This is a genomic window from Sphingomonas arabinosi (assembly GCF_036663715.1).
GTDB lineage: Bacteria > Pseudomonadota > Alphaproteobacteria > Sphingomonadales > Sphingomonadaceae > Sphingomonas.
Map to the genome: position 1 here is coordinate 166,740 of NZ_JAXOJN010000005.1, position 13,012 is coordinate 179,751.

Genomic DNA, 13,012 nt, shown 5'->3' on the forward strand with positions numbered 1-13,012 from the left:
GCGTCAGCGGTGCCGGCGAGGCAACGGACGCCGGTCAGGTCTCGACCGCGTAGAGTGCGTGGTGCGTCAGGATGAACAGGGTGCGCCCGTTCGTGCCGCCGAAGATCAGTTGCAGCGGGCGTTCGGGCACGTCGATACGTCCCGCCTCGCGACCGTCGGCGTCGTGGACGAACACTTGGCCGTTGGCGAGGTAGACGCGGCCGTCCGGCCCGACCGCGACGCTCTCGCCGCCGCGATTGGCGAACGGTTTCAGATCGGTGAGGCTGCCGCCTGCGCCGACCAGCCCGCTATAGGTCCTGGCTTCGGAGCCGTTGCTGACGAACACGCGCTCGCCGACCTTGGCCTTCACGAAGCCATAGGTGTCGAGTGCGTCCGAGAAGCGCCAGCCGAGATGGTTGGGCGGCCCCTGCTGGACGGTGCGATACGCGGGCAGGACCAGCGATCCGTCCGGCGAGACGTATTCGCGCGGCTTGGGCACCGCCATGTCGCGCACGAACATCTCGCCGAGCGTGGTGAACTGGTAGGTCTTCGGATCGATCTGATCCTTGAACTCGCCGTTGACCCAGAAATTGCCGGGCAGCGCGACGGCGGCATTGCTGTGCTTGGCAACCGGCGTCGGCGGGATCACGGCGATGCTGTCGGGGTCGCCGGGCTTGATGCTGTAGACCGTCCCCGCAGCGCCGTCGGACGACAGCACCATGAGGTTACCCGAGCGATCGACCGCTAGATTGACCGGATCGACGGGCGCGTCGGCGGCGACCGACAGCCCTTCGCCCGCCGTCCAGCCATAGATGCGGTGCGTATTATGCTCGACGAAGTAGAGCTTGCCCTTCGCATCCACTGCCGCGCCTGCGATCGAGTAGAACCCGTCTTCCAGCTTGCGAACGACTGGACCGGCGGTCGTAGCGACCGGCGTCGCCCCGCGCTTTACGTCCAGCACCGCGAACTCGCGTTCGCGCACCTCCAGCCCGGTGGTCATGTCCTGGATCGCGTTCTCGTACGGGAACTTGCTCGCGCGCAGATCCGTACCGCAGCCTTCCGCATCGCAGAACGCCAGCCCGCTCTCGCCGTTCACGTGCACGTTGCGAAAGCGGATGTCGTCGGAATTGTAGATCCGTACCGCCGATGGTGCCGGCTGGAGCGACCGCGTCACGCGGTAGGCGTGATAGTTCGCGAAGAGGATGTTGCTCGAATTGCGGACCTCGAGCGACAGCGCGTTGCGGCTCTCGCCCGCCTCTTCCTCGGTCTGCGGCGCGAGGAACTCCCAGTTCTTCACGCCGTCCAGCACGATCTCGGCACGCGCGTGATGCTCCGCGGACATCTCGTACACATGCCCCGGCGTGCTGGTGTTCGAGACGTGTAGTCCGGCGGCGGCGAAGGTGTTGGGAGTCCACAGATTGTTGAACGTGCCACCGCCGCCATCGGTAACGGACAGGCTGGCATATTGCCCGTCCCAGCGCTTGCGTGGATCGGCGTCGCCGGTGTGGTTGGCGTTGTACGGATCGATACGGGTGCCGTCGGCACGGCTGGTGCCGTGGCCGCCATGGAATCGGACGTCGTCGACCAGTGAGTCAGCGCCAGCCTTCCACAGCAACGCGGTCGCGCGCGGGTTGATGCCGCCTGTCGTCAAGCCGATTCCGGAAACGATCGCCGCGCCGCCCTTCGCGCTTTCGATCAGGCCCTTGGCGGCACCGATACCCCGAAAGCTTGGCGTGTCGTCGGCGAGCACGATCTGGGTCATGTCGGGATGCAAGCCGATCAGCACCGTGTCAGGCCGCAGCCTCAGCGTATCGGAGACGCGGTAGAAGCCGGTCGGGAAATAGACCACGCGGTGCGTGTCGATCGCGCGCTGGATCGCCGCGGTATCGTCGGTCGCGTCGTCGCCTTTCGCGCCCGCGGTCCGCACGTCGAACCATTGCGCGACGGGCGGCAGCGAGCGGATTGCCGGCGGTATCCGCTTGGGCATTGCCGGGATCGCCGCGGCATCGACGCGCGTCTCGTATTTGCCGGTTGCGCCGAGACCCGGGAGGGTCAGGCCATAGGTGAACGCCTTGACCCGGTATCGCGCGCCCTGCCCGGCCACGGTCTTCCCGCTATCGCGGAACCGCGCGAAGATCGGCACGGCGCTGGCGGTAGCGTCCTGGAAACCGATCTGCGTGTAGACATTGGCCTCGTTGCTGATGACGACGGCGGCGTCCGAGACGTTCTCGAACCGCACGTCGCGGCCCCATAGCCAATCGCCATAGCCGCGGTCGATCTCGATCCCGACGGGGACGTCGCGGATGCTGGTGTTGACGAGCGTCAGCCCGGCTTCATGCTCGCGGATCGCGGCATCGCGCTGGCCCTCGAACGACGAATCGAGCAGCGTATATTGCCATGCGGGCGAGGTCTTCTCGCTGAGGATGCCGTACCGCCCGCCGAAGAAACGCAGGTCCTGCCCGACATTGCCGACCTGGTAGATACCGGCCAGCCCGGAGCCGATGTGGAAGTCGACATGGCTCAGATACGCATGCTGCGCCAAGTGGAACCGGACCGCGGTCGCAGCGGGATTGCCGTCGCCGATCTCGAAATCGACGTTGCCGAGTGCAGAGTAAAATGTGCCCGAATTCGCGTCGGCGATCGAAGCATCGAACGGTACGCTGGTCGGCGGCGGCACGGGCACCCTTGGTGGTGCAGCCCGAGTGTCGGCCCGCGTGCCGGTGAAGAACAGCATGTTCGCCACGCCGGTCTGGAAACCGGGTGTCGCGGCGCCGAGCGTGATGACGGGGCGCGTCTTGCCGGTTCCGAACACGCGCACGCCCGGCCAGACGAATATCGTCCGCGAGATGCGGTAGCGGCCGGCGGGGAGGAAGACGATGCCCTCGCCGCCCTTCGCGCTCGCCGCGCTATCGATCGCGGCCTGGATGGCGGCGGTATCGTCGGCGCGTCCGTCACCGCGGCCCCGAACCGTCACCGCACGCGGATCCGCCGGCGCGGTGAGAAATACCGATCGAGATGGAGAGGCCGAACGAGGAGCTGCAAGAGCTGGAACTGCCGTCCCGAGAAGCGCGATCGCGGTGGTTAGCGTCAGTTTCACAGGCTCACCCGAGATTGTTGTGGGACGCGCCGGACGATGTCCGCCGGTCTGCATCGCAGGTAGTGCCGCATGCGACCATAGGCGATCACGACCAAGGTCGTAGTAGCCGATGCCGCGCGCACGGACGATAGACGGTGACGAACCGACCGCGCGCAGCTTATGGAGAGCCAGTGCCTCCTTCCCCCGAACCGACCCCAAGTCCGGCCGACGCGCCACCCTATGCCATTATCGTGATGGGCGTCAGCGGTAGCGGCAAGTCGACGCTGGGCGCCGAGCTTGCACGACGTCTGCGTTGCGCGTTCCTCGAAGGCGATGATTTCCACAGCGCGGACAGCGTCGCGAAGATGCGGTCGGGCCAGCCGCTCGACGACCAGGATCGCTGGCCCTGGCTCGACCGGATCGCAGCAGGGTTGCGCGATGCAGCCCGCACGGATGGTACTGCGGTTGCAGCGTGTTCGGCGTTGAAGCGTGTGTATCGCGATCGACTGGCGGAGGCCGTCGGCATGCCGTTGCTGTTCGTGTTCCTCGATACGAAGGACAGCGGCGAACTTGCACGACGTCTGGCCCACCGCACGGAGCATTATATGCCCGCCAGCCTGCTCGCGAGCCAGCTCGACACCCTGGAGGAACTCGGCCCCGACGAGCGTGCCGTCACGCTCGATGCGGAGGACGCGCCCGATCGGCTTTGCGCCGAAGCGCTTGCCTGGATCGGACACGAGATGCCCAGCGCTGCCGAGATACCCGCAGACGCACGACGAAGGTCGTAATAGCCACGGCGACGGACAACGCCGACACTCGGCAGCGAACACTCGTGCACGAGTGCGGTCGAGGATCGTCGATGTCGTTACGCGTAGCTTTCGCCCTGATGCTGGTCGCAGCGCCCGCCGTCGCACAACAGGCCCCGAGGATCGCGCTCTGGCCGAACGGCGCACCCGGATCGGAAGCGCGGCGGACCGACGCCGAGACGGTGAAGGACAGCTATGTCAGCAACGTCCACAACCCCTCTCTGACGATCTACCGCCCCGCGCCGAGCCATGCCAACGGCGCGGCGGTGATCGTGGCGCCCGGCGGCGGTCATCGTATGCTGGTGTGGATCAACGAGGGCGAGGTGCCGGCGAAGGCGCTCAACCGCTACGGCGTCACGACGTTCATCCTGAAATACCGCCTCGCGCGTGATCCCGGCTCGCCTTACGATATCGAGCGCGATGCGGCGGCCGACCTGCGGCGCGCAGTCCGGTGGGTCCGTGCGCATGCAAGCGACTATGCGATCGACCCTGCCCGGATCGGCGTGATGGGCTTCTCGGCGGGCGGCGAACTCCTATCGCTTGTCGCCAACAACCCTGCTCCGGCACAGACGCCGGCGGATGCGATCGACCGGGTGAGCGCACGCCCGGACTTCCAGGTTCTCGTCTATCCCGGGCCGCTCGGTACACCGGCCAAGGCTCCCGCCGGTGCGCCGCCGGCGTTCCTCGTCGCGGGCTCGCTCGACCAATGTTGCGCGACTTCAGCGATGACGCTGTATTCACAGCTTCGTACCGCGGGCGTTTCGGCGGAGCTGCACCTTTACGCGGACACCGATCACGGGTTCAATCTGGGCACGCGATCGGAGCGCATCTCGATCCAGCATTGGCCCGATCGATTGGCGGACTGGCTCGCCGATGGAGGCTGGCTCATTCCGCATGGATCGGCGAAGATACCCCAAGTTTCTCGAAAGGAACCCTGATGGAATTCGGCAGGCGTGATCTCCTGGTCGCCGCGGCAACGCTGGCCGCCACATCGAGCGGCGTGGCCTGCGCTGCTGCCGATCGCAAGCTCGGCTATGCGATCGTCGGGCTCGGCTATTACGGGTTGCAGACGATCCTGCCGCAGTTCGTCAATTGCGAACATTCACGGGTGACTGCGCTGGTCAGCGGCGACCGGACCAAGGCACTTGCGACCGCCGCCAAATACGACGTGCCCGAGCGGTCGATCTATACCTACGCCGATTTCGATCGCATCCGTGACAATCCCGATGTCGATATCGTCTATGTCTGCCTGCCCAATTCGATGCACGCCGAATACACCATCCGCGCGGCCGAGGCCGGCAAGCACGTGATGTGCGAGAAGCCGATGGCGATCTCTGTCGCCGAATGCGAGGCGATGATCCGCGCGTGCAAGACCGCGGGCAAGAAGCTGATGATCGGCTATCGCTGCCATTTCGAGCCGTTCAACCTTGAGGCGATGCGGCTGGCGAAGTCCGGCGCGGCGGGCAAGATCCGCTATGTCCGTTCGGAGCACGGCTTCGTCCAGAGCGACCCGAACAAATGGCGCCTGAAGCGCGCGATGGCGGGCGGGGGTTCGCTGATGGACATGGGCATCTACAGCCTGCAGGCCGCACGCTACATGACGGGCGAGGAGCCGATCGCGGTCACTGCCCGTGAATCCACCGACCGCCGCGATCCGCGCTTCCGCGAGGTCGAGGACATGATCGAATGGACGCTCGAATTTCCCTCGGGCGCGATCGCCGGCTGCCAGTCGATGTACAGCGCCAACCAGAACCATATCCTGCTGATGGGCGACAAGGGTCGCGTCGAGCTTGAACCGGCGACACGCTATGACGGTAACAAGATGTGGACCGGACGCGATGGTCGCGAGACTGCTATCACCAGTCCTCCCCCGGGGCCCGGCAAGACGCAGTTCGCGGGGCAGCTCGATCATCTGGCGGAATGCATTCTCGACGGACGCGAGCCTATCGTTTCAGGTGAGGAAGGCCTGCGCGACATGCGGATCGTCGAGGCGATCTATCGCTCCGTCCGCGAAGGCCGGACGGTGAAGCTGTGATGCGGTCGTTGCTTGCGGTTGCGGTGGCGTTCGTTTCAGCCTCTGCCCTGCCCGCGCAGACTGCTACCGATCCGACGAGCTTTGCCGCATCGGCGGATGTTCGCGCACGGATCGTGGCGCTCGAAAAGACGATGAAGCCGGGCCAGGGGTTTGCCATGGCTTCGCTGGTGGAGGCGGACGGGACGAGTGCCGCGCTCGAATATTGGAAGGCGCCGGGCAAGCCTGCGGTGCATCCCGACGAGGCCGAATATGCGACGGTAATGGCGGGGTCGGGGACGCTGGTCTCGGGCGGTACGCTGGTCGCGCCGAAGCTGCGCTTTGCGGGGCTCGTCGAGGGGGATCGGATCGAGGGCGGGACGACCCGGAAGCTCGCGGTCGGCGACGTGTTCCTGATTCCGGCGGGGGTGCCGCACTGGTTCGGCATCGACGGCAAGCTGGTCATGCTCGGGACGAAGATCAGGACGTCAGGTCAGCGGAAACCCAGCCAGTAGAGCAGGCCGATATTGATTGCGAGCAGTGGCAGCGCGGTCGGTATCTGCGCGCGGATGACGGCGTTCTTGTCCTTGAGCTCGAGTAGTGCCGCGGGGACGAGATTGAAGTTCGCCGCCATCGGCGTCATCAGCGTGCCGCAGAAGCCGCTGAGCATACCGATCGCGGCCACTACGGCCGGATCGCCGCCATAGTGGCGCACGAGCAGAGGGATGCCGATCGCCGCGGCCATGACGGGGAACGCCGCGAAGGCGTTGCCCATGACCATCGTGAACAGCGCCATGCCGAGCGTGTAGGCGAGGACTGCGCCGATCAGGCTGCCCTCGGGGATCGCGTGCCCGGCGAGCCCGCCGACGACGTCGCCGACGCCGGCCAGCGCGAAGACTGCGCCGAGACTCGCCAGCATCTGGGGGAGCACGGCGGCCCAGCCGATCGCGTCCATCAGCCTCACACCTTCGGCGAGCGGTGTCGCGATGCGGGGGCGGAACCAGAGCTGCATCGCGATCAGCGCGATCAGGACGCCGCAGGTGAGCGCGACGAGCGTGGCCTGTTTGGGATCGACGAGGCTCGGGACTGCGCGGAAGAGGACGGTCCCGCCGAGTGCCGCGGCGGGGATGATCAGCGCGGGCAGGAATATCCGGTTGCCGAGCCGTGCGGCTTCGGTGCGACGTTCGTCTAGTGTGGTGGTGGCACGTCCGCACCGCCCCATCGCGCCCGATCCGGCGATCGCGACGAGCGCCAGGACCAAGACGCCGTTACCGACGTCGCCTAGTCTTCCGCCGAGCAGGAAGCTGATTGCCAGCACCGCGTAGAAGGCTGCGTTGCCGAAGCGCTTCGGGTTGGTGCGATCGGTCGCGCTCAGGATCGCGAACGCCGCGAACATCAGGCCGGCGACGCCGTAGATGAAGCCGGTGCCGATCACTTGCCGAATCTCCGGGCGCGCGCCAGACGGCGATCGAGCAGCCAGAGGCGGAAGCCGTGGATCAGGAACGCGGCAATCGCTGTCGGGATCGCCCACATCGAGAGGTGGAGCGGCTGGATGACGATGTCGTATCCCTCCAGCACGCCCTTCATCAGCAGGATCGAGCCGATCGCGATGAAGATGTCCTCGCCGAAGAACAGTCCGATGTTGTCGGTCGCCGCCGCCATCGCAGGGATTCGGTCGCCACCGGGCGCGACGCCCTGCGCTTCGGCAGCGGCTTCGGCCATCGGCGCGACCAGCGGGCGGACGCTCTGTGCCGGGCCGGCGATCGAGGTGAGGCCGAGGGCTGCGGTGAGCTGGCGGAACAGCAGATAGCCGATCAGCAGGCGGCCGACCGTCGCGCCTCGGAGCTTAGCGATGGCGAGCCGCGCACGCTCCTGCAGGCCGTGACGTTCGAGCAGGCCGATCACCGGCAGGACGATGTAGATCACGGTGACGTAGCGGTTCTCGTTGAACGCCTTGCCGAACGCGGCGAGGATCGCGAGCGGTGCGATGCCGGCGGCGAGGCCAGTGACGAGCGCGGAGACGGCGACGACGAGCAGCGGATTGAACCGGAGCAGGAAGCCCGCAACGATCACCGCGATGCCGCACAGGACCAGCATGGCGTCTAGCGCGCCTGCTTGGCGAGGTCGGCGTCGAACGCGATCTTGGCCTTCGCGACGATCCTCGGGAGCAACGTTGGGTCGACGAACGCGTCGGTCTCGCCGGCTCCGTAGCGTTCGCCGCGGGCGATCACGTCGGCCAGTTCGGGATGCGACGGGAGGACGATGTCGGCGTGCAGCGTGCCGAGCATCGCGATACTGCGGCGGTAGTCGGCGACGATGCCGGGATAGGCGCGGTTGCCGATCAGGCGGTTGCCCGCGACGCTGACGCTGCACGGGAAGACTATGTCGAGCGGGCGCGGCTTGGCGGGGATACGCATCGTCCAGGTGGTGCAGCCCGGCGTGTGGCCGGGTGTCGCGCGCGCGGTCAGCGTGGTGGTGCCGAGGGTCACCGTTTCGCCATCGCGTATGCCGCGGTCGACGTGCACCTTCGGGAAGCGGATGACGCCGTAGTTGGTCTCGCCGGGCGGCGTGCCGGTTTCAAGCGCGCGGACATCGCGGATGCCGGCGACAACGCGCGCGCCGGTTGCGCGCTTGAGTGCGGCAACTCCGGCGGCGTGATCGAAATGGGCGTGGGTGACGAGGATCAGCTTCACGTCGCGGAGACGGACGCCGGCCTTCTCGATGTTGCGCCCGATCATGCCTGCATTCTCGGCGAGCGTACCGTCGATCAGGATCGCGCCGGCGCTGGTCTTGATGAGGTAGGCAGCGATGCCTTCGCTGCCGACATAGGTGATCGGGCCGGCGATGGGGAACGGCGCCTGCGGACGCGTCCAGGCGGGCGGGTCTGCCGCGCCGAGCAGTAACGGGGCGCTGGCAGCGACGGCCATTGCGCCGACCAGTGATTTGGTGCGGCGACCTAACAATCCTCCCCCGCCAGGACGAGGTGGCAGGCGTAGCCTGACGGAGGGGGCGGTAAGCGCTAACGTCTGCATCATGTCCTCCCCCTCCGTCTGGCAAGGGCCAGCCACCTCCCCCTGGCGGGGGAGGATCGCGTAGTGCGCGTCTAGCTTATTCCCACTCGATCGTGCCGGGTGGCTTGGAGGTGTAGTCGTAGGTCACGCGGTTGATGCCCTTGACCTCGTTGATGATCCGGGTCGCGACGCGCGGCAGGAAGTCGCCGGGGAACTGGAACGCCTGTGCTGTCATGCCGTCGGTCGAGGTTACCGCGCGCAGGGCCAAGACGTTGTCGTAGGTGCGGCCGTCGCCCATCACGCCGACGCTGCGGACCGGGAGCAGCACCGCGAACGCCTGCCAGATCGTGTCGTAGAGCCCCGCCGCGCGGATCTCCTCGAGGTAGATCGCATCCGCCTTGCGCAGGATGTCGCAACGTTCCTTGGTGACTTCGCCGGGGATGCGGATCGCGAGGCCGGGTCCGGGGAACGGATGGCGGCCGACGAAGATCTCGGGGAGCCCGAGCTCGCGTCCCAACACACGGACCTCGTCCTTGAACAGTTCGCGCAACGGCTCGACGAGCTTCATGTTCATGCGCTCGGGGAGGCCGCCGACGTTGTGGTGGCTCTTGATCGTCACCGAGGGGCCGCCGGTGAAGCTGACGCTCTCGATCACGTCCGGATACAGCGTGCCCTGGGCGAGGAACTCCGCACCACCGAGCTTTTTCGCCTCGGTGTCGAACACGTCGATGAAGGTCTTGCCTATGAACTTGCGCTTCAGCTCGGGGTCGGTGATCCCGGCGAGGCCGCTGAGGAACAGTTCCTCGACGTTCACGTGGATGAGCGGGATGTTGTAGGCGCCGCGGAAGAGGCTGACGACCTGCTCGCTCTCGCCGGCGCGCATCAGGCCGTGGTCGACATAGACGCAGGTAAGCTGTTCGCCGATCGCCTCGTGGATCAGCACGGCTGCAACCGCGGAGTCGACGCCCCCGGACAGGCCGCAGATGACGCGGCCCTTGCCGACCTGCGCGCGGATCTCGGCGATCTTGTTGTCGCGGAACTCGGCCATCGTCCAGTCGCCGCTGAGGCCGCAGACGTGGCGGGCGAAGTTGGCGATCAGCTTGCCGCCATCGGGGGTGTGGACGACCTCGGGATGGAACTGGACGCCGTAGAAGCGCCGCGCCTCGTCGGCGACGATCGCATAGGGCGCGCCGGTCGAGGTGGCGACGGGGGTGAAACCGGGCGGGATCGCGTCGACCTTGTCGCCGTGGCTCATCCAGACCTGGTGGCGTTCGCCCTCCGCCCAGAGGCCGTCGAACAGCGCGCATTCGGATTTGATGTCGATAAACGCGCTGCCGAACTCGCCGCCGTCGCCCGAGACGATCACGTTGCCGCCGAGCTGCGCGGACATGACCTGCTGGCCGTAGCAGATGCCGAGGATCGGAATGCCCGCCTCGAAGAAGCGCTGCGGCACGCGGGGGCTGTCGATCGTCGTCACGGAGGCGGGGCCGCCGGAGAGGATGATGCCCTTGGGTTGCATCCGGTCGAACGCGGCCTCGGCGGACTGGAAGGGGGCGATCTCGCTATAGACGCCAGCCTCGCGCACGCGGCGGGCGATCAGCTGGGTTACCTGGCTGCCGAAATCGACGATGAGAATGCTGTCTGGGTGCTCCATGTCGGGCGCATAGCCGGATGGGACCCGTAACGAAAGAGGCCGCGCCCATTGCTGGACGCGGCCTCTACGGTTTCCGTGTTCTCCTGCGGACGCAGGAGGCCAGGGTAACGGACGATTGCGCTTGTGATCCTGGGCTCCTGCGTTCGCAGGAGAACAGTCTTACGCTGCGTCGTCGTACTCAGCGTCCGACATTACCGGACCCGAATCCTGGCCCTTCGCCGAGACGTCGCGGTCGACGAACTCGATGACGGCCATCGGCGAGGCGTCCGACATGCGGATACCGGCCTTGATGACGCGGGTGTAACCGCCGTTGCGATCCGCATACCGGGTCGCGAGCGTGTCGAACAACTTGATCAGCTGCGCATCGTCGAGCAGCTTGCCGTGCGCGAGACGACGGTTGGACAGGCCGCCCTTCTTCGCGAGCGTGATCAGCTTCTCGACGTAAGGACGCAGTTCCTTCGCCTTGGCGACGGTGGTGGTGATCTGCTCGTGCTTGATGAGCGCCGCGCTCATGTTGCGGAAGAGAGCAAGACGGTGGGCCGAGGTCCGCTGAAGCTTACGGCCGCCTACGCGATGGCGCATGTTTAATACCTTTTCGTTCGTTCAGGGGCCGTGTGAGGTACCCGGGAGCTGGTCGCCGTTGAGGCCGCGACCGATCGCCTTTCGTAAAAGAAGGTTAGGCCGGGTTCCGCCAACGACGCTTCCTTGGCCATGCCGTCTTCATCTTCAACCGGGTGGCGCCGCAGCAAAGCCGCGTCGTCGGTCGGGTGAAACCCGCCGGCCGGGCTGGCGTCGTCTCCGGGTTAGCTTGCGCTAACCCGGTGCGACTTGGCCTTACCCCATTATTTCCTGCTCGAGCTTCTTGGCCATCTCTTCGATGTTCTCAGGTGGCCAGCCCGGGATTTCCATGCCCAGGCGAAGACCCATCGACGACAGCACTTCCTTGATCTCGTTCAAGGACTTGCGGCCGAAGTTAGGCGTACGCAGCATCTCGGCTTCGGTCTTGCCGACCAGATCGCCGATGTAGATGATGTTGTCGTTCTTGAGGCAGTTCGCCGAACGCACCGACAGTTCCAACTCGTCGACCTTCTTGAGAAGGTAACGGTTGATCTGCTGGGTATCGCCTGCTGGCTCCGCACCACCGGCAGCGGGTGCTGCCTGGCCGATCGGGGCCGACGAACGCGTCACCGACGAATCGTCGAAGTGGACGAACAGCGCGAGCTGGTCCTGAAGGATGCGACCGGCATAGCCGACTGCGTCTTCGGGGGTGATCGTGCCATCGGTTTCGATCGTCAGCGTTAGCTTGTCGTAATCCAGGTCCTGACCGACGCGGGTCGGGTCGACCTTGTACGAAACCTGACGTACCGGCGAGTACAGCGCGTCGACCGGGATCAGACCGATCGGCGCATCGGCCGGACGGTTTGCGGCCGCGGGCACGTAACCCTTACCGATGTCGGCGGTCAGCTCCATGTTGAGCGTCGCACCCTCATCGAGGTGGCAGATCACGAGATCCTTGTTCATGATCTCGATGTCGCCCGAGACGGCGATGTCGCCGGCCTTGACTTCACCCGGACCCGTTGCCGAGAGCTGGAGGCGCTTCGGCCCCTCGCCCTGCATGCGGATCGCGATCTGCTTCACGTTGAGGACGATGTCGGTCACGTCCTCGCGGACGCCGGCCAGAGACGAGAACTCATGCAGCACGTTCTCGATCTTGATCGAGGTGACGGCCGCGCCCTGCAGCGACGAGAGCAACACGCGACGCAGCGCGTTGCCGAGCGTCAGGCCGAAGCCACGCTCGAGCGGCTCGGCGATGAAGGTCGCCTTGCGCTTGGTGTCGCCACCGGCCTTTTTCTCCAGGCCGCTGGGCTTCTTAAGTTCCTGCCAGTTCTTTGCGTTGACAGACACATGCTTCCCCTAATTTGGGGGCCGACGAAAAGGACTTCCGCCGGCCATTAAAATGCATCCGCGACGCACGTTCGACCTGATCAGGGACGACCGCGCGCGGACAACGTCGGAGAAATCAGACGCGACGACGCTTCGAAGGGCGAACGCCGTTGTGCGGGATCGAGGTCACGTCGCGGATCGACGTGATCTGGAAACCGACTGCCTGAAGTGCGCGCAGTGCCGATTCGCGACCCGAGCCGGGGCCCTTGACCTCGACTTCGATCGTGCGGACGCCGTGCTCGGCGGCCTTCTTGCCGGCGTCTTCCGCTGCGACCTGGGCCGCGTACGGAGTCGACTTGCGCGAGCCCTTGAAGCCCATTGCGCCCGCCGACGACCACGAGATCGCGTTGCCCTGGGCATCGGTGATCGTGATCATGGTGTTGTTGAAGCTGGCATTCACGTGAGCGACGCCAGAGGTGATGTTCTTGCGCTCGCGCCGCTTAATGCGCTGAGGTTCGCGTGCCATGGTGTATTTCCTGACCTGTATCTGCGTGGAGCCGGGCGGCCCGTTGGGCCCAGCGCCGGCGGAGT

12 protein-coding genes are annotated in these 13,012 nt (G+C 66.1%); 4 read left to right on the top strand and 8 right to left on the bottom strand.

Annotation, left to right across the window (positions count from 1 at the left end):
* Positions 1-34: 34 nt before the first annotated feature.
* Entirely contained in the window at positions 35-3,130 is a 3,096-nt protein-coding gene (locus U1708_RS10700) for a glycosyl hydrolase family 28-related protein (protein ID WP_443030035.1), read from the bottom strand.
* 116 nt (positions 3,131-3,246) lie between these two features.
* Here U1708_RS10700 and U1708_RS10705 point away from each other — a divergent pair, with 116 nt between their 5' ends.
* The 4 genes from U1708_RS10705 to U1708_RS10720 all read left to right on the top strand — a co-directional run bounded on the left by U1708_RS10705 (position 3,247) and on the right by U1708_RS10720 (position 6,387).
* Complete coding sequence (locus tag U1708_RS10705) at positions 3,247-3,843, top strand: gluconokinase (RefSeq protein ID WP_443030036.1); 597 nt, start codon at positions 3,247-3,249, stop codon at positions 3,841-3,843.
* Between the two features lie 71 nt (positions 3,844-3,914).
* The gene (locus U1708_RS10710) at positions 3,915-4,799 is read left to right on the top strand and encodes an alpha/beta hydrolase (RefSeq protein ID WP_332745461.1); all 885 of its coding nucleotides are present in this window, start codon (positions 3,915-3,917) and stop codon (positions 4,797-4,799) included.
* Positions 4,799-5,896, top strand: coding sequence for a Gfo/Idh/MocA family protein (locus U1708_RS10715; protein ID WP_332745463.1), 1,098 nt, complete (start codon positions 4,799-4,801; stop codon positions 5,894-5,896). The genes U1708_RS10710 and U1708_RS10715 overlap by 1 nt, the downstream gene beginning before the upstream one ends.
* Positions 5,896-6,387: a cupin domain-containing protein gene (locus U1708_RS10720; RefSeq protein ID WP_332745465.1), complete on the top strand. Its 492-nt coding sequence runs from the start codon at positions 5,896-5,898 to the stop codon at positions 6,385-6,387. Before U1708_RS10715 ends, U1708_RS10720 begins: the two co-directional genes overlap by 1 nt.
* Here the strand turns inward: U1708_RS10720 and U1708_RS10725 are convergent.
* From U1708_RS10725 to rpsK, 7 genes are all read right to left on the bottom strand, one after another.
* Positions 6,366-7,307 (bottom strand): DUF979 domain-containing protein, encoded by a 942-nt coding sequence (locus U1708_RS10725; protein ID WP_332745467.1) that lies wholly within the window; start codon positions 7,305-7,307, stop codon positions 6,366-6,368. The two genes, U1708_RS10720 and U1708_RS10725, sit on opposite strands and share 22 nt — an antisense overlap.
* The gene (locus U1708_RS10730; protein WP_332745469.1) at positions 7,304-7,969 is read right to left on the bottom strand and encodes a DUF969 domain-containing protein; all 666 of its coding nucleotides are present in this window, start codon (positions 7,967-7,969) and stop codon (positions 7,304-7,306) included. Before U1708_RS10730 ends, U1708_RS10725 begins: the two co-directional genes overlap by 4 nt.
* Before the next feature lie 5 nt (positions 7,970-7,974).
* Positions 7,975-8,799 (bottom strand): subclass B3 metallo-beta-lactamase, encoded by an 825-nt coding sequence (gene bla, locus U1708_RS10735; protein WP_332745471.1) that lies wholly within the window; start codon positions 8,797-8,799, stop codon positions 7,975-7,977.
* Between the two features lie 181 nt (positions 8,800-8,980).
* A complete protein-coding gene (gene guaA, locus U1708_RS10740; protein ID WP_332745472.1) occupies positions 8,981-10,537 on the bottom strand; it encodes a glutamine-hydrolyzing GMP synthase in 1,557 nt (518 codons plus the stop codon).
* A 159-nt stretch (positions 10,538-10,696) separates the two neighbouring features.
* The gene (gene rplQ, locus U1708_RS10745; RefSeq protein WP_056482675.1) at positions 10,697-11,119 is read right to left on the bottom strand and encodes a 50S ribosomal protein L17; all 423 of its coding nucleotides are present in this window, start codon (positions 11,117-11,119) and stop codon (positions 10,697-10,699) included.
* A gap of 252 nt (positions 11,120-11,371) precedes the next feature.
* Positions 11,372-12,442 (bottom strand): DNA-directed RNA polymerase subunit alpha, encoded by a 1,071-nt coding sequence (locus U1708_RS10750; RefSeq protein WP_176499632.1) that lies wholly within the window; start codon positions 12,440-12,442, stop codon positions 11,372-11,374.
* A gap of 115 nt (positions 12,443-12,557) precedes the next feature.
* Positions 12,558-12,947, bottom strand: a complete 390-nt coding sequence (gene rpsK / locus U1708_RS10755) for a 30S ribosomal protein S11 (RefSeq protein ID WP_031395237.1) — start codon at positions 12,945-12,947, stop codon at positions 12,558-12,560.
* Between the last annotated feature and the right edge of the window lie 65 nt (positions 12,948-13,012).